This is a genomic window from Enterococcus sp. AZ071 (assembly GCF_050499065.1).
Lineage (GTDB): Bacteria > Bacillota > Bacilli > Lactobacillales > Enterococcaceae > Enterococcus_A > Enterococcus_A ferrettii.
Window position 1 is genome coordinate 3,108,106 of the sequence record NZ_JBIPAS010000001.1, and the last position, 25,157, is coordinate 3,133,262.

Annotated in this window: 22 protein-coding genes; 21 read left to right on the forward strand and 1 reads right to left on the reverse strand. The window is 40.7% G+C overall.

Annotation, left to right across the window (positions count from 1 at the left end; genetic code table 11):
• Positions 1-5 precede the first annotated feature (5 nt).
• The 9 genes from IGI49_RS15250 (at position 6) to IGI49_RS15290 (ending at position 10,972) form a co-directional block, all read left to right on the forward strand.
• Positions 6-974 (forward strand): signal peptidase I, encoded by a 969-nt coding sequence (locus IGI49_RS15250; protein ID WP_429962382.1) that lies wholly within the window; start codon positions 6-8, stop codon positions 972-974.
• A 62-nt stretch (positions 975-1,036) separates the two neighbouring features.
• Positions 1,037-2,308, forward strand: a complete 1,272-nt coding sequence (locus IGI49_RS15255; RefSeq protein WP_429962383.1) for a hypothetical protein — start codon at positions 1,037-1,039, stop codon at positions 2,306-2,308.
• A 56-nt stretch (positions 2,309-2,364) separates the two neighbouring features.
• Positions 2,365-3,123: an LPXTG cell wall anchor domain-containing protein gene (locus IGI49_RS15260; protein ID WP_429964929.1), complete on the forward strand. Its 759-nt coding sequence runs from the start codon at positions 2,365-2,367 to the stop codon at positions 3,121-3,123.
• Complete coding sequence (locus IGI49_RS15265) at positions 3,120-4,004, forward strand: BsaA family SipW-dependent biofilm matrix protein (RefSeq protein ID WP_429962384.1); 885 nt, start codon at positions 3,120-3,122, stop codon at positions 4,002-4,004. The genes IGI49_RS15260 and IGI49_RS15265 overlap by 4 nt, the downstream gene beginning before the upstream one ends.
• Positions 4,005-4,019: 15 nt before the next feature.
• Entirely contained in the window at positions 4,020-4,661 is a 642-nt protein-coding gene (locus IGI49_RS15270) for a TasA family protein (protein WP_429962385.1), read from the forward strand.
• 105 nt (positions 4,662-4,766) lie between these two features.
• On the forward strand, positions 4,767-8,027 hold the full coding sequence (locus IGI49_RS15275; RefSeq protein WP_429962386.1) for a hypothetical protein: 3,261 nt from the start codon (positions 4,767-4,769) through the stop codon (positions 8,025-8,027).
• A 197-nt stretch (positions 8,028-8,224) separates the two neighbouring features.
• Positions 8,225-8,968, forward strand: a complete 744-nt coding sequence (locus IGI49_RS15280; protein WP_429962387.1) for a recombinase family protein — start codon at positions 8,225-8,227, stop codon at positions 8,966-8,968.
• A gap of 17 nt (positions 8,969-8,985) precedes the next feature.
• A complete protein-coding gene (locus tag IGI49_RS15285) occupies positions 8,986-9,753 on the forward strand; it encodes a winged helix-turn-helix domain-containing protein (RefSeq protein WP_429962388.1) in 768 nt (255 codons plus the stop codon).
• A gap of 466 nt (positions 9,754-10,219) precedes the next feature.
• A complete protein-coding gene (locus IGI49_RS15290) occupies positions 10,220-10,972 on the forward strand; it encodes a cell division ATP-binding protein FtsE (protein ID WP_242704386.1) in 753 nt (250 codons plus the stop codon).
• A gap of 100 nt (positions 10,973-11,072) precedes the next feature.
• On the opposite strand, the gene IGI49_RS15295 is transcribed toward IGI49_RS15290, so the two are convergent.
• Positions 11,073-11,831 (reverse strand): DeoR/GlpR family DNA-binding transcription regulator, encoded by a 759-nt coding sequence (locus tag IGI49_RS15295; RefSeq protein ID WP_207702410.1) that lies wholly within the window; start codon positions 11,829-11,831, stop codon positions 11,073-11,075.
• Positions 11,832-12,060: 229 nt separating this feature from the next.
• Between IGI49_RS15295 and IGI49_RS15300 the strand changes: the two genes are divergently transcribed.
• The 12 genes from IGI49_RS15300 (at position 12,061) to IGI49_RS15355 (ending at position 25,029) form a co-directional block, all read left to right on the forward strand.
• Entirely contained in the window at positions 12,061-12,876 is an 816-nt protein-coding gene (locus IGI49_RS15300) for a sorbitol-6-phosphate dehydrogenase subunit (protein ID WP_429962389.1), read from the forward strand.
• A 14-nt stretch (positions 12,877-12,890) separates the two neighbouring features.
• Positions 12,891-14,813 carry a PTS mannitol transporter subunit IICBA gene (locus IGI49_RS15305; RefSeq protein WP_429964930.1) on the forward strand — a complete coding sequence of 641 codons (1,923 nt, stop codon included), beginning with the start codon at positions 12,891-12,893 and terminating at the stop codon, positions 14,811-14,813.
• Positions 14,814-14,836: 23 nt separating this feature from the next.
• Positions 14,837-15,991 carry a mannitol dehydrogenase gene (locus IGI49_RS15310; protein ID WP_429962390.1) on the forward strand — a complete coding sequence of 385 codons (1,155 nt, stop codon included), beginning with the start codon at positions 14,837-14,839 and terminating at the stop codon, positions 15,989-15,991.
• The gene (locus IGI49_RS15315) at positions 15,988-16,653 is read left to right on the forward strand and encodes an HAD family hydrolase (RefSeq protein WP_429962391.1); all 666 of its coding nucleotides are present in this window, start codon (positions 15,988-15,990) and stop codon (positions 16,651-16,653) included. The genes IGI49_RS15310 and IGI49_RS15315 overlap by 4 nt, the downstream gene beginning before the upstream one ends.
• 102 nt (positions 16,654-16,755) lie before the next feature.
• Positions 16,756-17,022 (forward strand): type II toxin-antitoxin system RelB/DinJ family antitoxin, encoded by a 267-nt coding sequence (locus IGI49_RS15320; protein WP_429962392.1) that lies wholly within the window; start codon positions 16,756-16,758, stop codon positions 17,020-17,022.
• 871 nt (positions 17,023-17,893) lie between these two features.
• Positions 17,894-19,132 carry a glycine/sarcosine/betaine reductase component B subunit gene (locus IGI49_RS15325; protein ID WP_429962393.1) on the forward strand — a complete coding sequence of 413 codons (1,239 nt, stop codon included), beginning with the start codon at positions 17,894-17,896 and terminating at the stop codon, positions 19,130-19,132.
• A gap of 67 nt (positions 19,133-19,199) precedes the next feature.
• Positions 19,200-20,498, forward strand: a complete 1,299-nt coding sequence (prdC, locus tag IGI49_RS15330; protein ID WP_429962394.1) for a proline reductase-associated electron transfer protein PrdC — start codon at positions 19,200-19,202, stop codon at positions 20,496-20,498.
• A 42-nt stretch (positions 20,499-20,540) separates the two neighbouring features.
• Entirely contained in the window at positions 20,541-22,304 is a 1,764-nt protein-coding gene (gene prdA / locus IGI49_RS15335; RefSeq protein WP_429962395.1) for a D-proline reductase (dithiol) proprotein PrdA, read from the forward strand.
• Between the two features lie 22 nt (positions 22,305-22,326).
• Entirely contained in the window at positions 22,327-22,734 is a 408-nt protein-coding gene (locus tag IGI49_RS15340; protein ID WP_429962396.1) for a CBO2463/CBO2479 domain-containing protein, read from the forward strand.
• A gap of 23 nt (positions 22,735-22,757) precedes the next feature.
• On the forward strand, positions 22,758-23,483 hold the full coding sequence (gene prdB, locus IGI49_RS15345) for a D-proline reductase (dithiol) protein PrdB (protein ID WP_429962397.1): 726 nt from the start codon (positions 22,758-22,760) through the stop codon (positions 23,481-23,483).
• 318 nt (positions 23,484-23,801) lie between these two features.
• Positions 23,802-24,725, forward strand: a complete 924-nt coding sequence (locus tag IGI49_RS15350) for an Rpn family recombination-promoting nuclease/putative transposase (RefSeq protein WP_429962398.1) — start codon at positions 23,802-23,804, stop codon at positions 24,723-24,725.
• Between the two features lie 112 nt (positions 24,726-24,837).
• The gene (locus IGI49_RS15355) at positions 24,838-25,029 is read left to right on the forward strand and encodes a hypothetical protein (RefSeq protein ID WP_429962399.1); all 192 of its coding nucleotides are present in this window, start codon (positions 24,838-24,840) and stop codon (positions 25,027-25,029) included.
• The last annotated feature ends 128 nt before the right edge of the window (positions 25,030-25,157 follow it).

Below are 25,157 nucleotides of genomic sequence, written 5' to 3' on the forward strand. Positions count from 1 at the left end.
GAGCTATGCCAAGACAACGAGAGTATCGTGAGCGGGATTACGAATATGATGAACCGCCTTATCGTGGTGAACGATCGCCTGCTAATCGTCGCCCCCCTCGCAGAGTTAACTATGAAGAAGAATACTCGGATCGTGAAAGATCTTATCCGAGACGATCAGAGGACTGCTATTATGGTGAATCGGATAGAAGAATAAATGCACAACGAGGAAATCCAAGAGGGAGATACCTCGAAGACTATCCGCCGAATCGGATGCCACCACGTAACCCGCGGCCAGCTTATGACACATATGATCGTGAGCGAATGCCTCCACCCAGAGGAGGACGACCACAACGGCCAATGGCTCCGCCACAAACAGCGCAGCCGTTGCAAGAGGCAAAGAAATCGACCAACCGGAAAATCTTTTTGTTTCTCTACAATTTGTTTTTCTACACGTTAACAATTGGTATTTTGCTTAGTTCATTAATGTTTGCCTTTAGTGAAAAGTCTGATGCGGCGATTTTTGGGCATCGCTTCTACCGAGTTCTGACTAACTCCATGGCGCCACAACCTGACTCTTCGTCAAAAGGTTTCTACACTGGCGACATCGTGTTGGTAAAAATGACCGATGGCAGCCAAGTCAAAGAAGGGGATATTGTCACCTTCCAGGTTGGTGATGGGGACCGTTACTTGACTCACCGTATGGTGGAGCGATTAGACGAACTTAATGGGGAAAAAGGCGATTACATCGTCACTAAAGGGGATGCCAATGCAAGCAAGGACCCGCCAATTGAAGCGTCAAGGGTTCATGGCAAGGTGACGTTCGTCATTCCAAAAATGGGCAGTTTTCTAAGCTTTGTTCAAGAGAATCTCTGGTTATGTCTGGTATGTATCTTATCTACTTTCGGTTTCTTTCTAGTGCTGAAAGCTTACTTTCTACAGTCAGAACCAGTCAGACGGCCAATCAAAAGAACGAACTATCCAAGAGGGGTATAACTACTTGTTTTTGCAAGTATTTATATAAAACAAAAAAAGGAAAAAAATAGGAGGAAAAAGGAATGAAAAAGAATAACAAGAAGAAAAAGCTGATGGCTGCTGCAGCGGCTTTAGGGTTAATCGCAGCCATCTCCGGGACGTTTGCCTGGATTACGTCACAGGATCAACGGGTCAATAGAGTGGAATCAGCAGCAGTCGTTGATGGCAGTACAACCATCATCGAAAAATGGGAACCGAAACCATTAGTACCGGGTACGGAAGCAGTGAAGGAAGTCGCAGTAAGTAATACAGGAGCGGCCAGCGTATTCGTTCGATTGTCTTATGAGGAAGTATTGAAGCACTTAACTGACAAGGGTGAACAAAAGTCTGCGCCAAGTACTGGTACAGGGGCAGTTGCAGGCGCAAAGTATACGTATGTTGCCAACGATCCAGGATTAGATAAACACATGCCGATCAACTACAATATGTCAAAAATGATTGCAGATGGGTTTGAAGAAGTACCAGCTATAAATGTGACTGGTTTAGAGACGGACACCAAACTATATGTTAAAGGCGGAAAATCTCCTGTACCTGTAACAGGTGGTTACGCTAAAAGCTACGAAAAAATTATTGTACATGAGTATGACACTGGAAAATACCAAGCCATGGAATGTAAGATCGATGATGATTGGCAAAGTGAAACCAGCTTAAATGCGAAGGACTGGAAATTTACTGTTTCTAAGTTGGAGTATGGTTACTATGACAAAGGCTATACGAACAAAGTAGTCAATTGGGCGGAATCTTCATTAGAAGATGAAGCAGGCAACCCAACTGGGAACGCATTGCTTGGCACAAACGGCTTACGCTATGGGGTGGACTACGATTATCGCATCGCTGCATTGGGATTAACGGCTATTCCTGGCAAAACACCAGCGGCTTCAAATATCGATCCACTTCTAAACCCAGTTCCTACAGGTGCTGGCAAGAATTCAGTTCAAGCAGACATTGGTGGTTTAGGCAAGAGTGCGATTAAAGTGAAATATACGGCTGCCGTTGTAGACTCAGCTGGTTTAGCTGCAGCAACAAACAACTGGATTTACAATCCAGAAGATGGCTGGTTCTACTATACGCAACCATTAACTAGTGGAACAACCACTGCAAACTTGATGGAAAGCTTAGTTTTTGAAAGTGATTTAGGCAAAGAGTATACCAATGCTACTTACGACCTAGTTGTAAAATTAGAAACTATTCAAGCAACTAAAGAAGCGTTGACGGATGCAGCAGGTTGGAAACTGGATACAACCACAGCAACCAATGTAACCACTAAAGCGATCTGTGACAAATTGGCGCCATAATTTTCAGAAAAGCACAACCATGAAAAAGGGAGGAGTGGAAACTTTTGCGTAAGCTCATGACAATACTTGGCATTCTAGCCTGCCTTTTCATTGGGTTTGGAGAGGAAAGCATCGCAGAAGCCGCCAAAGCACTTCCTCCCGGCATGGTGATTGGCGATTCTGATGGCATGTATGCCACCTCTGAGGGAGAATACTATATCGATCTGATTGGGATTCTCCCAGGAGAGGTGTATGAAAAAGAGATCACGATTCGTAGTTTGGATTTAGAAGAACCATTCTCATTAGGCATGTTGGTGGAAGAAATTGAGTCCAGCGGTTCAGTGGATTGGAAGAACCATATCACCTTAACATTGATCCTTGATGGAAAAGAAATTTACCAAGGACCTTTGTTAGGAGATGTCAGTCGAGACTGGAGTAAAATACCTCTGGAATTGGGTGTTTGCACCTATGGAACGGACAAACTCATGCATGCCACTTTTACCGTGGATGCCGACTTGACCAATGAGAATTTGAAAACGAGAAGCACGTTGGATTTTATCTGGACCTTTGTGGGGACTAAAGATCATCCCAAGGATCCTACACCACCTACTAAACCAACGAAACCAACCGAGCCTTCAGCACCAGAAGAGCCAACGATACCAAGTACGTCCAATAGTTCAGGCAAACTGCCGATTACCGATCAGGGAACACCGACTACACGTAAACTGTTGCCGCAAACCGGTGAAGAACTGGTCTATCTATTCCTCACAGGTTTGTTACTTGTACTAATCGTACTGTTCTTATGGAAAAAACGACGAGAGGAGGAGCAGGAATGAACCAAAAGGAAAAACGAAAACATTTGTTTCAGACCTTTGTCCGCAGTAAGGGCCTGTTTGCCTGTTTCTCTCTCTTGTTAAGTTTCTTATTAATTCTCGGCAGTACCTATGCTTGGATTACTTCTGCCGATGAACGAGTCAATCGAGCAGAAAGAAACGATAAAAGGATATCAGCAGTGATTGATGAAGACTTTGTTCAGGTTTTCGATTGGTCACCAGGAACAACAAAAAAGAAAAAAATACGAGTTAAAAACAATGGTGAAATACCTGCCATTGTTCGGCTTTCCTTGCATGAATTTTTTGTCAGCTTTGAAACCAGCGTAGTAGACAATCATCGGGAAAATCCCGCTGTTGAAGTGGGAAACGGTAATTTGATCGTTTATCCAGCTACCAGTGTTTTACCGAATAATACAATCAAGGTCAAAGACACTACCACATGGAAAGTGAACAATTACTATAGTGTTTATGCAAACAAGTATTATAAGGCAAACCAAGTGATCTGCAATCCATTGGATGATCATTCCTTGGCTTACGTGTATAACGACATTAGTCGAACCATGCCGTTAAAAGCAATGGAGTTAAATTTCCAAACAACCAAGCTGTTTGATCAAGCCAAACAACCGATTGCTGGAGATACGAGTTATTGGTATTACGAAAAGGGTTATTTCTACTATTCAGAGATTCTCCAACCAAACGAAAGTACCGAGGATTTGTTGGAAAGTGTTACGCTGAATCCAGCTTATGTTAACCAATATAAAGGCGCTTTATACAAGCTGGTTCCTTTGATGGATGCCCATGATATCACGAAAAGTCTAATCTCAGATTGGGAAATCACATCCACAGACTTTGCCTACGACATGTATCAAACTAAGCTGCACTAATCTAGGAGGGAAGAGATGAGAAATCGAAAAAAGAAACTGCAACTCATTTATGTAGCATTTACTATTGCTCTTGTCCTTCTATTGATTGGTGGTGGGTATTTTGTCTATGCGGCAATGACAGCACAGGATCAAAAGGCTAACGATTTTCAAGTTGGACAGATAGAAACCAAGCTATTGGAAGACTTTACAGGCATTACTGAAATAGAAACAGGTCAAACTGTTAAGAAGGAAGTATTGATTGAAAATACGGGAACGATCAAGCAATTCATTCGAGTGATGGTTTTACCGGAAGTTCGGGCACCGATTGCTGGAGATACTAATAAACAAGTATTGCCATTAGTAATTGGCAAAGACCTTGTTTTAGAGAACATGGCAACAACTGATTGGAAAGATGGTGGCGATGGTTATTACTACTACATCAAAGATGCTGTGGAACCTAAAAAAAAGACCACCAAACTATTCGAATCCATCAAGTTATCAGATAGTTTATCAAAACAGTATGATGCAACAGCGTTCTCTATTTATTTAAAGGTAGAGACAGTCAATTGTGCAGAATTCGCTTACCGGGATGCCTGGTGGCAAGGAAACACACCCACCGATCAACCGTTAAAGGCAATTGATGATGTATTGAAAATGAAAGTAGAAAATAAAACATAAGGACATAGGAACCTATGTCCTTTCTAACTAGATCAACACTCATGAGGTGAGTGTTTTACGACTAAAGCATTGATTTGATGAGTATTGTGGGGAGGGATCAAAACAGTGAACAAGAAGAGGAAGTTTTATACATTGTTTGCCAATAAAAGAGTAAAAAAAAGTATCGGGATATTTTTGATTTTAGTAGTCATAGGTATTGGGTCAGTGTTCGGAATGAATAGTTTTAAAGAGAAAAAAGAAGAAGTATCTGCACATCCAGCAAATACAGTAACATTGGATGAAGGAGGTACAAATGAATTTAAAGTCCCTATTGATGCACACAGGCTTAAAGAGCAGGCCTTAATTGGTGATCCCAGTTATCAAGAATTTTTACAAGGGGAAAAAATCGCTGGAGCATTGAGCAAGTTGAATTTGGAAAGTTATTCAGAACAGTCATACCTTCATTTTGAATCAGTTCAAAGAACAAGCGATGGAAATTGGATAATTGGAATCAATTTCAGACAAGATTGGTACGCTCAGCATGGATACCCAAGTTCATTTCAAAAGTATATTGTTAAAATGAAAACTGATGGAGAAATATTAAAGATATATAATGTTGCAAGCGGTGAAGATTTTTTTGCTTCAAGTGACAATACTGATGCCGATTCTCGATTAGCTGTAGATGGGGGAGCTTTGGTAGTAGCAGCTGGAAAGGTTTCGATGTGGTATGTAGGGTATTCCCCAAATAAAAAAAATACAACATTGAGGCGTGTGACTCTTGATGAAAATCTTGATCCGGCTTCAGCTTCATATACAGATGGAGATTTTAGCGGAAATACTACTCCTGCTAACTCAGCAAGATACTTTTTTAAAAGGGATATTGTTAATGATGATACGTGGTATACAGGAAACTCTAATGTGCCACTTCATCAAGAGGATACTTATCAGCCACAATACAGTTTATTAAATATAGACAATCAAACAGGAACAGTTTTAGAAGATATTACGTTGAAGTATCCCACACTTAACCAACTAAATAGTGGTGTTACAAATATAACTGCAGGAAACGTAGGTATTCAAGGTACGAATGTTACCAAAACAACGGATGGAGGACTTATATTTTATGGGTATATATACCATTCGACAATAGGGGCCTCAGAGATAACCCAATCTCAACATATAATAAAATTTGACGCTGCAGGTTCTTATAAGTGGTCTCATAATGTAGTGGGAGGAACATACAGATTACAAAGAGATTTAAGTGATGGAGATAACATTATAAGTTTGGAAAAGACTCCCACTAGTAATCGATTAATTAGTATTGATACCAGTAATGGAACATTAACAGTATTGAGAAATTTTCCACAAGGTACAGATATTTCAATTATCAGAAATCCTAGTACAGCTTACGATTCCGAATTTGATTTTTATGGAACTGTTCAAAATATGGAAGGGGATTTTGCAGGATATTTAAATGGTCCTGGTGTTGCAATGGGGACTATGAACACTGACTATTCTGTAAGTAGTGCAAACTTTATCAATGCGGATGCTGAAGTGTCCGTTGAAGAAATGATTGCTATTCCTGGAACTAATCAATATTTTATTTACGGGCTTACAAATAGTAAAACATTTTCAAATGTACCCAAGGATGGTTGGCAAAAACATAAGGAACATCTCGGGGATAAAGATCTGTTTTTTGGAAGTGTAAGAAAAGATGAAGATTTTTCTCCAATAATCTCTCCTAAAGGTACTTTGACAAGAGATATCCTTGTTAATATTGACGATCCAGACATCAAAAAAACTGAAATAAATAGTCATGGGTGGACCATATTAGACAATTGGTTAATCACAGGAACAAAAAACGGTAATTTAAATGATCCATTAGCAATAAAAGTTTATGACAGTGCGGACATTAAAAATCTAAGTATAGCACCTACTACCATAGAGAGGCAAAAGTGGTTGGAAAAAAGAATCAATCGAAATCCTAGAAACATTAATGCAGCCATTGAATGGAAGAAATTTGGATTCGATATCACTACTACAGGACCACAACTGATCACTTATTTTGTTACTGATTCTCAAAATCAAGCTGGTGTCACTTCTCGCTGGGTGAATAAAAAGAGTGAAGAAACCGTTGTTGATGAAGATGATAAGTATGCGTTAGATGCACAAAACTTTCATGTTCCTCTAACTGGAATCGCCACAGCTATTCCTGATGAAAATAAATTTAAAGAACTGGCAAAAACAATGGCTTGGAGTTTAACCAAGCATGAAAGTACAGCTGGTGATCAAGGTAATGGGTTAGATGAAGATGGCACTGATTCCAGCAAGCTTTCAGCGAAGGTAGCAGTAGATACTGGTCAGTTAAAAGCCTTAAGAGAATCCACTGTAGCAAAACCTTATCCAGTGGATGTGACCTATAAACCAGAAAGTGGCATTGAAATTAAAAATAGAGTTTGGATTTTTGTTACGACAAAAAATACAGTGCCGAACAGTGAAATAAATCCAAAAGTAACCCCTGCTGATACGAATGGTGTGGTCTACTATGCAGATGATTATTCTTTGCCATTCCGTTTAAGAGGCGCTCATACTGATGCTGATGTTTTAGATCGGGGAAATATCCGTGTTTATGACTATTACGATTCTAGTCATGAAACAAATGCGGAATTGCCGGTATTGGCTGATAAGACGACTAACCCTGGCGATCTAACAGTCCTTAAACTTAACACAATCAATTCCGCTACTCAACCGGGTTTGATTACGTTCAGTCCCAAAGATGGAACTGAAATGATTCAATATAAATGGGGTGGACCTGTGGATGGTAATCACCAATCAGGAACGACAAAACCTACTCTTGGCGGGCTAGATGTTACGTTGACTGGGGATATTCTTCTGCATGTACGTCAAGTAATTGTGGGAGATTCGGATAAATTGGTCGTACCAGAAGAAGGCTATCTAAGAATGGCGACGAATGATTACGATGGACTTTTAGGAACAACAACGGAAAATGCGGATCAGTTACGACAGGTAAGGATATCATCAGGAAAAAATACCGATAATCTAGCTTTTGAAACGATTGCTGTAAATGCAGAACATATGGATGATGCGCTAGATGAATTGGAATTGAAGCTGATTATCCCTGAATATTATGAATCGGTTGGGAATTACCTGACGTTGGGAAATGTGGATGCAAATGGCGCGAGCCACACAGGGAAAACCGAAGCAAACAGCAATAAAACTTCATTGATTTTCGAGCGAGATGATCTTTACAACGACGATGAATACTTTATCACCATTTATCTAAAACCAAAACTGAATCAAGAAGGACCACAACCTTATAGCTGGGACTACAAAAAGAATGATTTAGGAAAAATAAAAACAAAATAGATGAAAGAGGCGAGACAGAATATGGTCTATCTCTTATTACTAGTGTTAGGCCTGATTGTATTAGTTCAAAGCTATCTGCTGTTCTCGCTGATGCGAAGCCAACAGGACTTGCAGGAAAAGGTGACTCGGTTGTTACGAAATACTAAACAATCGGGCACTGACCGACGAAAAACTCCAACAGAAAGAGGAAGGACACGATGAATCTAGGCTATGCGCGCGGGTATCAACTGACCCAACAATTGGATATGCTGGAAGATTACCCAGTGGATGAACTCTTTTCTGATGGGGCGCAGGAGGTTGAAGCCTTACATTCACCGACGAGTGAATTTCAAGCCTTAATGAATTTTGCCCAACCTGGGGACCATTTGGTGATTGCTTCTTGGGAAATCGTATCCCGTGATTATCGCCAGCTGTTAGCTTGTTTAGATCAATTAGAAATACATGAATTAACCTTAGATGTATTGAATTTGCCTCAACTAACTATCGAAGAATGGCGCCAAGTTTTTCGCTGGTCGCTACGTAATGATCGCCTGCTTCATCCAGTGTTGGTTAAAGCAGGGAAAGAAAGAGACCGCAGTAAAGATGCTTATTCTTTATTTAGTAAAGAGCCGGAGGCACGAAAACTCTATCGCGAAATGATCTGGCTCTTGGTAGAAAAGAATTCCGTTCGACAAGTCGCCCAACAAAAGCGAGTACCAATTGAAACAGCCTATCGTGTGCAACAAGAACTAAAGCAGGTTCAACTAGCAATCATTTTAGTGATTTGTTTCCTGTTGGCAATTTTCAGTATCAAACTGGCTGAATCATATTTTGATCAGTTATGGATTCAAGTCGCTATTTGTGTGGTTGTAACGTTGGTTATCCTGTGGAATGTATTGATTGATACGGAAGAAACCGAGGCAAAGCCGCTTATAAAAGAGAAGAAAACACCAAAAATTTGAAGAGAAGGTGAATCCCCATGCAACATGTACTTATTTTAACGAAAAACTCCTTAGCAGAAGAACCATTAGTCCAGAAATTACAGCGGATGAATTGTGAAATTTTATGTTCGACAGATTTATTCAAACGTCTGAAAACAGGCACAGTTAGTCCATTTCTTTCCTACTTTCAATGGATTGTCTTGAGCGAAAGTTTATGTAATTCAGAAGTGGAACAGATCTTGCAAATGTTGAAAAACCACCCTCTATTAGTTTTGCGAGTAGTGGAAAATATTCCGAATGAGGAAGAACAAGGCTATTGGCAAGAGCGAGGTTTAGTAGACTGGGTAGCGAAAGAAACCAGCTATGAACTTCTGCGAGAAAAAATGAACGAGCTTCAACAACAAGTGAAGCAAGATGTAGTAACAGGCAATCAAATTCTGACTTTTCCTACTACGCAAGGAGAAGATACAACTCCAAATAGTCTGAAATTATTAATCAAGAGTCTGTCCAAAACCGAAAAGCGTGTCTTTGAATGTTTAATCCAGTCTTACTCCACTAGTGGCGTTCTATCTCGACAAGAACTGTGCGACTGTTTATGGCAGGATGGCAGCACATCTTCGAATATGAGCCAATTATCTTGTTTGATAAATAAATTGAAGCATAAATTTGAGACTCAGGGCATCACTGGTGAAACCATCACGACACTATGGGGGAGAGGATACAAGTTAAGTAGTGCTTTTTATGAATATTGGTTGGAAGGTTCACAGCAGCTGGAAGAATTAAAGTACTATTCAGCGATAAACTAGCCAAACAAGATGCTCAATCAATTATGATTGGGTATTTTTTTAAAATAAAAAAATGAGTCTCATCAAAAAAAATATTTCACTATGAAGTACTTCTTTTAAAAGTACAGAAGGATGTTAAATCAGAACGTATTCCACAATAATCGAGAGAAGACAAAAAAAGCTAGTCGGTGGGTGGCCGACTAGCAAAGGAGTTAAAAATGAAAAAGTGTTAGGGTTGTTTGTTGGTATACATATATAGTAAATGAAAGATATGATGGAATTGTGAACAGACTGTTTAGAAAGCATTAAAACGGTATAACTTTTTTGATTTAGAAGATGGAGTAGTGCTGCTTTTCTAGGATGACGTTTAACCAACTAACGGGATATGTTATACTTTTATTAGTAGTTTTCGACGATCAGCAAATGGGGAGTGTCTCTTCACCTAGCTGAAAAGAGTTTAAAACATCCCAAGTAGTGAGGTGAAAACATGATTGAAATGCGAAATGTGAGCAAATTCATCACTGAGCCGCGCCGAGTAAAAATCGATGGAGCGGTAAAAATAAAGAAGCAGCAGATCCCCATTTTAAGACGAGTGAACCTGATGATCCCTTCTGGTGAATTTGTTTATATTACTGGAGCCTCTGGAGCAGGTAAATCGACCTTGCTAAGGCTTTTATACAAAGATTTGGTCCCTGAGCGAGGAGAAGTTTTTGTTAATCACCATAAGCTGAGTACACTAAAACGCAAAGAGGTCCCTTATTTAAGACGGGACATTGGCGTAGTCTTCCAGGATTTTCGATTGCTGCCGCAAATGACGGTAGAGGAAAATTTAGTCTATGCACTGGATATTGTCAATACGCCTCCAGAACAGATTCCTAAGAAGGTGAATCAAATTCTTCGATTAGTAGGCTTAACGCATAAGCGACATGCGATGAAGCTTTCGGGTGGGGAAGCACAGCGGGCAGCTATTGCACGAGCGATTGTCAACCAGCCGCGAATTTTATTGGCAGATGAACCCACTGGAAATTTGGATGCAGCCAACGCGATGCAAATTGTCCAGTTGTTGGAGCGAATTAATCGCAAGGGTGTTACGGTGGTAATGACTACTCATAATCATGGGTTGATTCGGCGTTTTCCTCATCGGGTGGTCCATCTGGAAAAAGGAAAACTGATTCACGATACTCGGCCGGTGAAACATTTGGCTAAAAAGAGGACCCAGAAACGGATGTACGGTAGATAAGGCTAATAATAAAAAGTTTTGTTCTAGCAACCAGAATGAACGTACATATAAAACCAAGCGTATTCTTTTTTGAAAGAATAAACTTGGTTTTATTTTTTTCCTATCTTTGCACTCTTTCTATGGATAGGTGTTTTTTTTCTAGATTTTTCAACAGTATTTCATCCTTTGAATCGGTGACTAGGATATTGACTGCTTCTGGTTTGCAGCAGATATAGTTGCTGTAAACACCTAGCTTATCAGCAGAAGCCATCCCGATCACTTCATCAGACACCTCAGTCATCTTTCTTTTTACCTGTGCTTCCTGCTGACTGTGAACAGTCATTCCTTTTTCTGGATCAAGGTTATAAATGCCCATCACGTAAGTATCTATTCTAAGTGTATCCAAGACCTCCAACGCTTCTACCCCAAGACTAACTGCCGCACGTTTGGCCATAATTCCACCTAGAACAATGGTTTCGATGTTTTTTCTTTTAATTGCTTCAATGGTGATATACGGTGAATTGGTGATAATCGTAGCCGAAAAATCTTCCGGCAGAGCTTTAACCAATTCTAAATTGGTAGTCCCTCCATCAATCATTAAGATACTATCCTCGGTTAATAAAGGCAGTGTCCGCTGAACTAAGGCTTGCTTTTGGTCCATATTCACTCCCAAACGTTGTTCAAAGGTTGTTACTGCTGGACCTAGACTGATGGCTCCGCTATGAATTCTTCTCAGTAATCCTTGCTGATCCAATTCTCTAAAGTCTCTTCGAATGGTGTCCTCGGAACAATGGAACTGTTCGCTTAAATCTGAAGCAAGAACTTTCTTTTTAACATTCAATTCTTCCAATATTAGGCGTTGTCTTTCTCTTTTTAACATAAGCCCCTCCAACTACTAATTTTCCTGTCTATTCTACCACAAAATCGATGGTCAATACATCGCTATATGCAATTCGTGCAAAAAATATGAACGAATGTGCAAAAAATATGTTGATTTTTGCACATCAACCGTTTACAATGATGTCAAAGACATGGGGAACGTTTTCAGGATGTCGAGATAGCTTAGTAGAGCTCCTGAGTTATCAAATAAAAATGGTGAGGTGTCGAAAGTGTCAGAAAAATGGTTAGATTTGACGGGCAAGGTTGCGATTGTCACAGGCGGAAGTATGGGATTAGGCGAAAAGATGGTGGATGGGTTAGCAGGGAATGGTGCACAAGTTATTTCAGCAGATGTCACTGAAACAAGCAATCATGACGGAAAAGCCAATGTCGATTCAATGGTATGTGATGTAGCGAATAAAAAGTCGGTTGAAGCAATGGTTCAGCAAGTGGTTGAAAAATATGGACATGTCGATGTACTGGTCAATAATGCTGGGGTAAGTCGTCCTCGTATGTTAGTCGATTATTACGGGAAAAAGCCTGAATACGAACTAAGTGAAGAGGATTTTGACTTTATGACAAATGTGAATCAAAAAGGTGTCTTTCTTTGCTCGCAAGCCGTTGCACGTGTAATGGTTAAACAAAAATCAGGTGTGATCATTAATATGTCTTCTGAAGCAGGGCTAGAAGGTTCGAAAGGACAAAGCTGCTACTCAGGCAACAAAGCAGCAGTGCATGCCTTTACCAAAGCGTGGGCAAAAGAGTTGGGAGCGTTTAACATTCGAGTGATCGGGGTAGCTCCTGGGATAAATGAACGGACACCTATGAACAGTGAAGAGAACTTTAAGGCTTTGAATTACACCAGAGGAGTCGATCCAGAAGCTGCAAATGATGATTATACCGGAAATTATGCAGCAACGATTCCACTAGGAAGACCTGGGAAAATGACAGAGATTGCTGATTTGATTTCGTATTTGTCTTCAGATCATGCTTCCTATATTTCAGGAACAACAATTAATATTACTGGGGCAAAATCAACTCGTTAAGGGGGATTAAAGTGATGGAGATGAATATCGGTGAAGGCTCAAGCAGCTCAGGTGTTTTAGCAAAAATTCGACGTTTTGGCGGATTCATGAGTGGGATGGTAATGCCTAACTTAGGGGCTTTTGTTGGGTGGGGAATCATGGCAGCCTTGTTTATCCCTAATGGCTGGCTGCCAAATGAACAATTAAATGAACTTGTAGGACCAATCCTTAATTATGTTTTTCCGTTGTTGATTGGCTATACAGCTGGGTACAATATCCATGGTCAACGGGGTGGAGTCATTGGTTTGTTTGCCAGTATGGGCGTGGTTGTCGGTTCGGACATTACAATGATTAGTGGTGCCATGATTATGGGACCGTTAGCAGCATGGGTTTTGAAAAAGTTTGATCAGGCTATTGATGGTAAGATCAAACCTGGTTTTGAAATGTTTGTGAATAATTTTAGCTTAGGAATTATTGGGGCAATTTTTACGATCGTTGCCTTCTTAACAGTAGGCCCAACGATCCGCGGTCTTGTGGCTATTTTAACAGCTGGAGTTCAGTGGGCGACCGATAATCGGATGATTCCTGCCTTGTCTATTTTCATGGCACCAGCTCAGGTATTATTTTTGAACAATGTAGTAAATCATGGAATTTTGGCTCCTATTGGCTATGCGCAAGCAGCTGAGTTAGGCAAATCCATTATGTTCTTAGTGGATACGAATAATGGTCCTCTATTAGGAACGTTGTTTTCAATTGCTTTGTTCGGCAAGGGAAAATCCAAAAACACTGCGCCGATGGCCATGTTTATTGCAGGAATTGCCGGTATTGGCGAAGTATACTTCCCATTTGTATTAGGAAATCCAATCATGGTTTTCGCTACAATGGGCGGTCTGTCAGTCTCCTTGTACCTCCAGGTATTGCTAGGGGGTGGATTGATTGGTGTTGCTTCTCCGGGGAGCTTGATAAATATAGCGTTAATGACACCAAAGGACGCAATATTTGCCAACTTTGTCTCGATTCTGGCTGGATTCATTGTGTCGACTCTGATTGGAATGTTCCTATTAAAGACTTTCGGTTCTGGTGAAGAGGCAAAAGAGTATTCAGTTGGCAATCGCAAGGTGAAAAGTGTGGCGGATTTTGCTAAGCGGTCAGCTAAACAAACATCTTTGTTGAAGGAAATGGATGCAGCAGTACAAAAGATTGTTGTTGCATGTGATTCTGGCATGGGCTCCAGTGCGATGGGGGCTTCTGTCTTAAAGAATTTACTGAAAAAGGAAAACCTTGCAGGTATTACTGTTTTGAATTCTTCAGCCAACAAGATTGATTCGGATGCGGACTTAGTCATCACGTTGGATTCGTTGATTGAACGAGCCAAAATCAGTGGAGCGAATGATCAAATAGCGTACATTCCAATCAATAATTTCTTAAAAGAAAGTGACTATGATGAGGCTATTGCTTTTGTCAAAGAGCGAAACCAGCATGCTCAGGTGGAGAAAATAAGTGAGGCTCCAGAAGCTGCTGCAATTATTGATGGAAAGATTTTGAATGAAGAGAATATCTTGCTTAATCAGAGCTTCGCCAATGTTGAAGAAGCAATTGTAGTATCTGGTCAGATTTTAGTCGATAAGGGCTATGTGACAAAGGATTATATCGATCAAATGATTGAGCGGAATCAGCGCTTACCAGTTTATGTAGGCAATCATGTGGCTATTCCCCATGGTTTAGAAGAATCGCGAGGGGCCATTAAGGAATCTGGGGTTTCTGTGGTACAAGTGCCTGAAGGCGTGGCTTTTCCAGATGGTGAAATTGCCTATGTCTTTATCGGAATTGCTGGTAAAAATAATAGTCATTTAGAGATTTTAAGTGTGATTACTAGCTCGCTGATTGATGAAGAAAATGTACAGCGTATTCGTAGGGCAACAACCGCCAAGGAAATTATGGATGTTTTTGCAAAATAGACAGTAGGATGGGAGAATGCAGGATGAAGAATGTACTTATTGTTGGTGCTGGAAGATTGGGTAAAGGATTTGTAGGGGAAACATTTTTTAATGCAGGCTGGAACATCACCTTTTTAGATAATGATCCTCAAGTGATTGATGAATTAAATAAAGAGGGTCATTTTGACGTACGGGTTCATACAACCGATGATGTATTTATGAATAAGATTGATGGGTACAAAGCTTTTGTAACCGATGCGGACTACTCAGTAATGGACAGTTTTCTTGCGGCTGATTTACTAATGCTTCCATTGTATCCAGAAGATTTTGAAGAGTCGGCTAAATATTTGGCTAAGTGTTTTGACAAGCAGTACGAAGTAGATCCTGAAGGCAAAAAAACCTTGATTTGCTTAACCAATAAAAACCATATTATTGATCAAATTACAGCATATTTCAGAGACAACTTAGGATCTGAAGAAGCTAAAAACTGGTTTGACAAAAATGTGGTTGTCCGTGATTCGATCGTTCGCCGCTCGACGGACGCAGAAACTACGTATTCTACTGATTTAGTAACAACAGCAGTGGCAGCGTTGATTATTCAAGGACCCGTTTATTCAGATTTCAGCGATGTTAAGTGGCTTGATGTACGGGAAAATGTAGAAATGCTGAAGGATATTAAGGTCTTTACGATTAACGGTCCGCATGCTGCCACAGCCTATTATGGTTATCTGAAAGGGTATGATGACATTGTTACCGCTCAAGCAGATCCAGCGGTAGCTGCCTTAATCAAAGCGGTACACGATGCAACGGTTCATGCAGTTCTATTTGAATATCCCGTTACCCGTGAAGAAATTCGTGAGCTGGAATATTTGCCAAAAGCTAAAAATGAAATGCCCGATGCGATTTATCGCGTAGCCTATGATCCAATCAGAAAAGTTGGGCCGCAGGATCGATTCATGGGCGTCATTCGTCTGTGTCAAAAATATGATATCAATTATGATGGGATTGCTAAAGCATTAGCTTGTGCTTTTGCCTATAGTGAACCAGCGGATGAAAGTGCAGGAACCATTCAAAAGGATATTGTTAAAGATGGCGTAAGAGTTACTGTTGCGAAATATGTTGCCCGAGATTCTGACGATGAAGTCGTTGATAAGATCGTTAATGCGTATCAAAAACTGCAAGAGGAAAAAGCTAAATGACTTTTAAGGCCGTAATTTTTGATATGGATGGGGTCATTGTTGATACTGAACCCTTGCAGTTCGCTAGACAAAAAGAATATTTGCAGCATTTGGGTGTAGCTATTCCTGAAGAGACACTGATGGAAATGGTTGGTGGAAACAAGAAAATGACCTTTCAGATTATTTCTAACTATTATAAGGAGGAAATCTCATTCAAAGAGTACTATAAACGATTTGCCGCTTACTATGCTGATCGTCCAATTGACTTTACTGAGATTCTGAATGAAGGGGTCATCGAAACCTTAGAGTGGTTGAAGGCTCAAGGCTATCGTTTAGCCTTGGCATCTTCAGGCGCACCTGAGAAGATTGAAGCTGCGCTGACACAATGCAAGATTAAAGACTATTTTGAACTGATCTTGAGTGGCGACATGTTTAAAGCATCTAAGCCACATCCAGAGATTTATCAAACAGTTGCACAAAAAATGCGTCTTGCGCCAGAGGAGTGTTTGGTAATTGAGGATTCGAATTATGGCATTGAATCCGCAACTCGAGCAGGGATGTACACCTTAGCCAAACGGGAAGAACGATTCCCCTTCTCACAAGAACAGGCTGATGGACTTTTTGATTCTTTCAGCGAGGTTATCGCCTTTTTGGAGAATCAAGTCTTGAAAGCAGCAAATTAATAGTGGAACACCTCTCGAATTGGGAGGTGTTTTTGATGTTGCTGTTATGTTATTGTCATGTATTCAAATTTAGTATAATTATACTAGCGAGGAGGAATAAAGATGGCAACGACAAAGAAGAAATCAATACATATTACTGTTGGTGAAAAGTTAAAAGAAGAAGCGGATAAACTTTTTAACGATCCAGGTTTAAACATGACAACTGCAATAACTACTTTCTTGAAACAGTCTGTCACTAATCAATCAAGCCCTTTTCAGATTAGCAGAGGAAATAAAGAGACGCTACAGGTTTTAAAAGATATTGAGGCGGGAAACGAGCACGGAGGTTTTGATTCTATAGATTCTTTACTGGAGGATTTAGATACTTAAAGTATTTTACACCTCCCAATTCAAAAAAGATTAATAAGAAGGCAAAGAAATAAGGTAAAGACTTAGTTAAGTTAAAAGAAGTCCTTACTCTTCTCCGGAATATCAGAATATTGTGCTTAACATCTCTCGAACTGAGAGGACTAATAAACGTAAATATAAAATAGAACGAAAAAAGTCTGAGTATAGAATAGAGTATTTTTTTGTTTGAGAGAAATGATAAGTATAAGTTGGTTTATTTTAAATAGGCATGAAAACACATACGTCTGTTTTTCATATTTTCCTGTAGAATGCAAAGAGCGCATTTAGCTTTGCAATAAGAGGGATCCGATTAGATGAAAACTATCAGAAAAAACATGAAAATTCTTTTTTTAAAATGGATGATTTATAGTTATTTATTCTTCAATTTATAATTTTAAGATATCAAGAAACTTGGTTGACATTAAGATTTTTGGGTGTTAACATCCATGTGTAAGCGATTACTTAATCTTGTGATTTGTTTTACATAGGAATGGGGTGAGGAAATGACTTTGGTAAAGGAATACAATCGCATAGTTTTAGATTCCTGAGTACGCACACCAATCTTAGCGTGTTCTAAGACAGTATGTGCACCAACATTTTCTCACCATATTCTATAGCAATAGACGAACTCATTTTTCGTGAGCGTTCTTTGTGTGCTTTTGACCAAGGGATAAGTGTGTATTTAGGAATAACCGCCACCTTATTTGTGATGGTCAAAAATAAAGCTTATTTAGGCGTGGCACCAAGGGATGAGTGTGTCTAAAAGAATATGACGAGGAAAACATACTGTTTGTAAAAGGTATGTTTTTTTGTCGTGAAAAAATCGTAATGGGGTTTGGAAAGGGAGAATACTATGGGACTTGGGCCAAGCACGAAGATGACTTCGTTGTTTCATTTCAATTGTCCGGTCGTTAAGGAGTTGATGAAGCATCCCGATGTTGAAGTACCGGGTGTGATCGTCGCGGGTGTTTCGGAGAATTACTTGGAAAAGGTATTTACGGCTCAACGAGTGGGTGATTTATTAGATTCATTAAAACCGGATGGCGTGATCGTAGTCACGGATGCGTGGGGCAATCATCACATAGACTTTGTCAGTGTGATTGAAGAAGTCGGGAGACGCGGGCTTCCGTCAGTGGGAATGAGTTTCTTTGGCTTGCAGGGTCGCTTAGTTTATACCAGTGAGTATTTGGATACCCTGATTGATTTGAACAAGGGAACGACGGGTTATGAATCTTGTATTATCGGAGAAAACCATTTATCTAAGCTGGACGCATATAAAGCAGTCTCCATCCTGAAAAATAAAATAGCTAAAAAGAAATCATCCGGTCACTATCATTCTGAGTATTCTCATAAACCTGACTTTACAAGGAAATTCTTCTCGATCCAAGAAGTTGAATTTGGCGATCAGACAATGATTGACGGAGAAAAATTGATGCTGACTCAAGAGCTGCCAGATCTTTCAACTTATCAGGAATGGATCGAAAAGGTTGAAGTATCACTGATTCGTCCGGATGAGCGGGACCAATTTGTTCATTCGAATTTGGATTTTTTCCCAGTTGCCTGCAAGGTTGATGGTGTGCTCGGGGAAGGGATCACGCATGTTATTCAGGGTGTCACGGCGATGATTACAGGAGTAGAGCAAAGCAGTCATTTTGAACCAGCAAATATCGGTTCTTCGGAGGGTACTTTAGCGGAACAAGTCGCTTTGGGTACTCCAGGAACTCCAGGAGAAAACGATACGATCATTCAGATTGATTTTCTATTCAAGGAAGGTCAAGCGAGGACAAAAGAAGGCATACGCGTAGCCCATAAAATTGCCGATCAGATAATTAACCAGATCCGAAGTGAGCTGAAAAAAATAGAGACTGAACCAACAAGAGTAGAAAAATATACCCAAGATCATGAAGCTGCGAGTCAGAAAATCGTGTTGGTGAAAAGTGTTTCTGGTTTAGGAAATATGTATGAAACAGCACTGTTTCCTAGTGAGCCCAGCGGTTATATTGGTGCCTACTCCACAATGGATTTTATGAATATGCCGGTCGTGGTCTCCACAAACCAAGTGTTAGACGGAGTGATCCATTCGCTGTTGTAAACGGCTTAAATAATAAATGGCAGATTTAGGTATCAAGTACGAGTGAAAAATCAAAGGAGATATGAGCATGGAGGAATTATACGGATTTGCACTAAAACAGGGTATCGGTGCTTCAAGTGAACCAGCGGTAACAGAGAAAGATCGTGTAGTTCGCGGACAATTGATTGCTCGCTGTCCAGATGGAAAACTGGGAAATAATATTCACAGCAGTGTTTCTGGCACCGTTGCAGAAATAAACGAAACGTATATCATGATTGAGCCAGACGAGGTGCAAAGCCCGGAATATGTGGAGCTTTCTGCAGAATCACCGATGGATCGTATTCGCGAAGCTGGAATTATTGGGTTAGGCGGGGCTGGCTTTCCAACCGCTGTTAAGCTGGGTCATCGTTTTGAAAATAAGGGAACGATTTTGATCAATGCATCAGAATGTGAACCTGTCTTGAGCCATAATATTGAACGTACCGAGAAAAATCCCGCTGAAATCATTCGCGGAATTAAAATCGCAATGGAACTCACAAATGCCACTGAAGCGATCATTGCGATCAAGGGCTATCATGAATCGGCGATCGCAGCGTTGGATAGTGAGCTTTCTGACAAAATCAGTATTCACAAGTTGCCCAATATTTATCCAGTCGGAGACGAGCGCGCTGTGGTTCGTGAATGTTTGGATATTCTTTTGGAGGTCGATCAATTGCCATTAGCGGCAGATGCGATCGTCATTAATCTAGAAACAGTTTTTCGAATCTATCAAGCGGTTGACTTGAAAAAACCGCTGATTGATAAGGACTTGACCGTTGCCGGGAAATTAATGGATTCTGGTGCGATTAAGACCTACTTTGACATGCCTTTGGGAATGAAATTCTCTGAAATGTTTGATTTGGCAGGCGGGATCGGGAAAGAATATGGGGAAATTATCGAAGGCGGTCCCTTTATGGGGAAACGTGCTAGCTTAGACAATTATCTTCAGAAAACGACTGGTGGGCTGATTGCGTCAGAGGTGTTCTGGAACGGCCCGCAAAAACTGGGCTTACTTGTTTGCGCCTGCGGGGCTCACAAAGAGCGCTTGTCACAAATTGCCGAGAGTATGGGATCAGAAATCGCCGGAATCGAATATTGCAAGCAGGCGATCGAAGTTAAAGGGACGCTGAAATGCACTAATCCGGGAATCTGTCCAGGACAGGTTCAAAAAGTTATGGCATTGAAAAAAGCTGGGGCAGAAGCGGTTCTGATCAGCAATTGTACGGATTGCTCCAACACGGTGATGTCTTGTGCGCCGCAGCTGAAATTACCGGTGTACCATGCAACGGATGGTTCGATGCGTGCCTGTAATTTGAAATTAGTTCGCAGAATGAAAAGCACCACTTAAAAACGGTTATAAAAAATTTTTATATACAAAGGAGAGAGTATAATGTCAATCACTGAAGAAACATTGAAGCAACATCTGAAGGACCCTGCAGTTTTGTGCTGTCGCAGAGAGAAAGGAACGGTCATTAGTGCGCAAGATTTAGAAGACCCGTCTTTGTTTGACGACATGGTCGATGCAGGCTTAGTTACACTGAGCGATGATGGATTGACGATCGAACAAGTGGTTGGGGCAACCTTAGCAAAAGACAGTGAAGCATTGATTCAACTGACCTCTGATCTGCTTGAGGGACTGAATAAGGTGGAAGCTGAAGCACCCAAACCTGCGCCCAAACCAGCAGCACCAACGGCTCCGCCAATGAGTGGCGGGATGATCGAAGTAGAGATCGAAAAGCTAGAAGGTTTAAAACTGAAATTACCAGCTAACTTAGGATTTGCAGGCGCACCTGCACCAGCTGGCCCGCCAGCACCTCCTGCTGAAAAAAATATCGGCGAGAAAAAAGTGATTCGACAGCTTAAGAAACAACACATTAAAATCACGGAAGCTGAAATCGGTGATAAGACCAGCATCGAAAATGGTAAGATTACGATTGATCGCAAACTGATCGAAGGTGCGATCAAAGAAGACAAGCTAGTGAAGAAAATTAAGCTAGATGTCATCAAACCGAATGAGAGACATATTTATACCGACACGATCATGGATGTTTGTCCGATCGCCACCAAGGTTGAAGGGGAACTAGGCGGCGGTATCACCAAGATTTGTGATGGCGTGGTCTTCATGCTGACGGGGGTCGACGAAGAAGGTACGCAAGTCCATGAGTTTGGTTCATCTGAAGGCTATTTAGATGAAAAAATGTATTATGGACATCCCGGCTGTGCCGATGAAAATGATATTATCATTCGCTGTGAAGCAGTGATCGAAAAGCTTTCAGGAATGTCTCGTCCTGGACCATTGGCTGCGCATAAAGCACAAGACTTTGTGATTCAAGCAATACGTGAAGAATTGAAGGGATACGAAGGCGAGATCGTTCAGGAAGAAATCTGTGAAGATATTCGACGCAAAGGCAATCCGCGGATCGTCTTGGTGAAAGAAATCATGGGACAAGGGGCGATGCATGATAATGTTATCTGTCCTTCAGAACCATGTGGAATCGCAGGCGGCCGAATGAACGTGGACTGCGGAAATGTGCCGATCATCCTAACACCAAACCAAGTAAGAGATGGATCAATCCATGCCTTGACGTGTATTGGGCCTGCAACGAAGGAAATGACCCGTCATTATATTCGCGAACCGCTGGTAGAACGTTTAGCAGCAGATGAAGAACTAGATTTGGTCGGTGTAATCTTTGTTGGTTCACCACAAGTAAATGATGAAAAAATGTGGGTATCTGAAAGATTAGGTTCATTATTTGAAGGATTAGATATCGATGGCTGTATCATCACAACAGAAGGTTTTGGTAATAATCATATCGACTTCATCGAACATATCGGTCAAGCGGGCATGCGGGATATTCCAGTAGTCGGCGTTTCTTACTGTGCATATCAAGGACAATTAGTCGTTGGTAACAAGTACGCGGATGCAATGGTTGAATTGAACATGGACGAAGGCGGATTTGAGAATGATATCGCTGGAACTTCTTGTGTGACCAAAGAAGCTGCGGAACGCTCTGTCCAAATGCTTAAAAATAAAATGGCTGGTGTATCCATTCAAACAGCACCGAAGAAATGGAGCAATGACGTGATTAACGACAACAATCATTTACTGAACTTGGGCGATAATAAATTGATCGAAAGCGGCACCCTTCACTAAGATGGAAGCGAAAGAGAAATACATGATCAATCCAACCCTGATGATGGGCACCGTCAAATCCAATCAAGAAGGTCAAGTGATCATTAATCTACGAGGACGCTTGGGACTGATTACCGTATCGGAAAAAATGATTATGGCTGAAGAGAGGATTGAAGCCGGGACTAAGCTGGAATTTTACTTCAGCTATATACAAACGGTCTCACGACCATTGGATTATGACGATACAGAATTGATACAGCAACAGGAGCTATTTCCTTGTCTGCTTGGTGGGAAAGTTTCTCATGTTGATGATACCGCTGTTCGCGTGAATATCACTCAGGAATTAGGAACGATCTATGTGCCTAGAAGGTGGGTTTTCACTTCGGTGGAGATCGTTGAAGGATTAGATGTCGAATTTTATTTCAGTAAAATGATTATTCAGAAAAAATAGATTAGCTTAAGGAGGCTATAACAATGAGTTTGACAACAGTTGAAGGTATGAGATCAGAAATCTTTGTACCGATCACACCAAAACCTGTTTTTACGGAATTAAAGAAACCTTTGAATGAATGTAAAGTTGCGTTTATCACGGCTGGCGGTATCCACAAGAAAAGCGATGTACCATTTAATACCTCAGGGGATTTTGGTTATCGCACGATTCCTTTCGATACACCGTCATCTGAATTGATGGTAACACACGGAGGATTTGATAACTCTGATATCAATAAAGATGTGAATGCGATGTTCCCGATTGATCGGCTGCATGAACTGGTAAAAGAAGGCTTTATTGGATCATTACCAAAAGAAACCTACGCCTTCATGGGTGGCGGCGGAAACGTGGAGAAATTCCAAAACGAAACCGGACCAGAAATCGCTAAAAAATTAAAAGAACAAGATGTTGATATCGTTCTTTGTACCGGGGGCTGCGGAACCTGTCACCGCTCCGCAACGATCGTGACGCGCTGTTGTGAAGCGGAAGGAATGAGCTGTGTAGTGATTGCTGCACTTCCACCAATCGCCCGTCAACAAGGCGCGCCGCGGATCACTGCGCCGCATGTGCCGATCGGATCAAACGCAGGTGAACCAAACAACGTAGAACAACAAACAGCGATCCTGAAAGAATCTCTAGAATGGGTTCGCGATTGCCCGAGCTACAACAATACCAAAGTTCTGCCATATGAATATCGCCACAACGTATAGAGTTTTTTCTTCTATATAATAAAAAAAGCATCGACCGTTTTTCCTCTCTTGTCATGATTTTAATGGCAGGAGAGGAGAGCGGTTGAGGCTTTTTAGTTTTTTTGATAATTCCTTCAACAAATAATAGAAACAGAAAGTTAGATGTGCCTATTAAATAGAGGCAAATAGTATCTTATCTGGATATTAATTTTTTAAAATCAAATCAAAATGGCTCTTTTTTGCGTACTTTATAGAATGAATAACCATTTTTTGATAGAGCAAGGAAACCCGTGCTATACTTAAGGTGAATCCTTCTCTAGCCAGAGAGGACGTAAAAAAATGCCTAATTATTTACCAACTAACGATCTACTTTTTCGAAAATTATTTACTTCAAAAGACACCAATCACATTCTAAAAGCCTTTGTCAGAGATGTCCTTGGTGAAGAATTTGAGACCCTGACGCCCAGAGACACGTATCACATTGACAGCTACAAACAATCTTTGGAAGATGAGAACAAGCTGAAATATACGGAAGTGGATGTGCTGGCTGCTAGCAATGATGGCACTCAGGTAACCATCGAGATGCAGGTCCGCAGCCATGATTTTTTCAGAGAACGAGCAGTCTTTTATTTGTCCGCTGCCTATGCTTCTCCCTATGGTGACGAAGATGCTGAAGCCTACGAAGATGACAACCAATTTTCTACTCTACACGCTGCGTATGGGATAAATATCATTGATTTCCACATGTTTCCTAAAGATGAAGACGCTCTGCAAAATATTAGCTACCACAATGACAAAACCCGTAAACCTTTTTTAGGCAGCCAAGGCCAAAAAATCCATCGCATCTGTTTTCTTAGTCTGAAAAATAGAAACATTGAACAAGACGGCCCTGTTTACCACTGGCAGCAATTTTTCAAAACCGGCCAAGTGGCAGAGCATGCCCCTCAGTATTTAAAAGACGCCCAGAATAAGGTTAATTATTACTCATTAAACGAGGAGGAGAAGCAAATGATTATGCGAGTCGACAAAGGTCGAGCGATCCGGAATGCTGAACTTTCTACTGCTAGAAGAGAAGGCTTAGAGGAAGGTAGAAAAGAAGGTAGAAATGAAGGTAGAAATGAAGGTAAACAAGAAGGTAAGTCCGAAAATAAAGTTGAAACGGCAATTAATTTTTTGAAAATGGGTCTATCTCCAGAACAAGTAGTTCAAGGAACCGGCTTATCTATTGAACAAGTAAAAGAACTGGAACGACAATTAGAATAAGGAAATAGGAATGCCATATATACTGAAGCATTAGAAGTTGTCAATAGAAGATTGTGGTGTTCCTTTTTAAGGTGTTGCATGTAAATATCTAAAAGCGAAGGGGGAAGTGCTAATGTTAAAGATCGACAAAGGTCGAGCGATCCGGAATGCTGAACTTTCTACTGCTAGAAGAGAAGGCAGAGAAGAAAATAAAGTCGAAACGGCCGTTAATTTTTTGAAAATGGGTCTATCCCCAGAACAAGTAGCTCAAGGAACCGGCTTGTCTATTGAACAAGTAAAAGAATTGAAACGACAATTAGAATAAGGAAAAAGAAACACCGTAGATGCCAAAGCATCAGAAGCTGCTAAAGTAGGATTGCCTACATAAGAGCGATTTGACTAGTATTTGAACCCTCGTACAGGAGAGTTTAGGTGTCTAATAGAACCTGCTGC

Bases quoted from the DNA above. Each gene is read 5' to 3' on its own strand.
- IGI49_RS15250 (WP_429962382.1), top strand. From the start codon at position 6: ATGCCAAGACAACGAGAGTATCGTGAGCGGGATTACGAATATGATGAA.
- IGI49_RS15255 (WP_429962383.1), top strand. From the start codon at position 1,037: ATGAAAAAGAATAACAAGAAGAAAAAGCTGATGGCTGCTGCAGCGGCT.
- IGI49_RS15260 (WP_429964929.1), top strand. From the start codon at position 2,365: ATGACAATACTTGGCATTCTAGCCTGCCTTTTCATTGGGTTTGGAGAG.
- IGI49_RS15265 (WP_429962384.1), top strand. From the start codon at position 3,120: ATGAACCAAAAGGAAAAACGAAAACATTTGTTTCAGACCTTTGTCCGC.
- IGI49_RS15270 (WP_429962385.1), top strand. From the start codon at position 4,020: ATGAGAAATCGAAAAAAGAAACTGCAACTCATTTATGTAGCATTTACT.
- IGI49_RS15280 (WP_429962387.1), top strand. From the start codon at position 8,225: ATGAATCTAGGCTATGCGCGCGGGTATCAACTGACCCAACAATTGGAT.
- IGI49_RS15285 (WP_429962388.1), top strand. From the start codon at position 8,986: ATGCAACATGTACTTATTTTAACGAAAAACTCCTTAGCAGAAGAACCA.
- IGI49_RS15290 (WP_242704386.1), top strand. From the start codon at position 10,220: ATGATTGAAATGCGAAATGTGAGCAAATTCATCACTGAGCCGCGCCGA.
- IGI49_RS15295 (WP_207702410.1), bottom strand. From the start codon at position 11,831: ATGTTAAAAAGAGAAAGACAACGCCTAATATTGGAAGAATTGAATGTT.
- IGI49_RS15305 (WP_429964930.1), top strand. From the start codon at position 12,891: ATGGAGATGAATATCGGTGAAGGCTCAAGCAGCTCAGGTGTTTTAGCA.
- IGI49_RS15310 (WP_429962390.1), top strand. From the start codon at position 14,837: ATGAAGAATGTACTTATTGTTGGTGCTGGAAGATTGGGTAAAGGATTT.
- IGI49_RS15315 (WP_429962391.1), top strand. From the start codon at position 15,988: ATGACTTTTAAGGCCGTAATTTTTGATATGGATGGGGTCATTGTTGAT.
- IGI49_RS15320 (WP_429962392.1), top strand. From the start codon at position 16,756: ATGGCAACGACAAAGAAGAAATCAATACATATTACTGTTGGTGAAAAG.
- IGI49_RS15325 (WP_429962393.1), top strand. From the start codon at position 17,894: ATGGGACTTGGGCCAAGCACGAAGATGACTTCGTTGTTTCATTTCAAT.
- prdC (WP_429962394.1), top strand. From the start codon at position 19,200: ATGGAGGAATTATACGGATTTGCACTAAAACAGGGTATCGGTGCTTCA.
- prdA (WP_429962395.1), top strand. From the start codon at position 20,541: ATGTCAATCACTGAAGAAACATTGAAGCAACATCTGAAGGACCCTGCA.
- IGI49_RS15340 (WP_429962396.1), top strand. From the start codon at position 22,327: ATGATCAATCCAACCCTGATGATGGGCACCGTCAAATCCAATCAAGAA.
- prdB (WP_429962397.1), top strand. From the start codon at position 22,758: ATGAGTTTGACAACAGTTGAAGGTATGAGATCAGAAATCTTTGTACCG.
- IGI49_RS15350 (WP_429962398.1), top strand. From the start codon at position 23,802: ATGCCTAATTATTTACCAACTAACGATCTACTTTTTCGAAAATTATTT.
- IGI49_RS15355 (WP_429962399.1), top strand. From the start codon at position 24,838: ATGTTAAAGATCGACAAAGGTCGAGCGATCCGGAATGCTGAACTTTCT.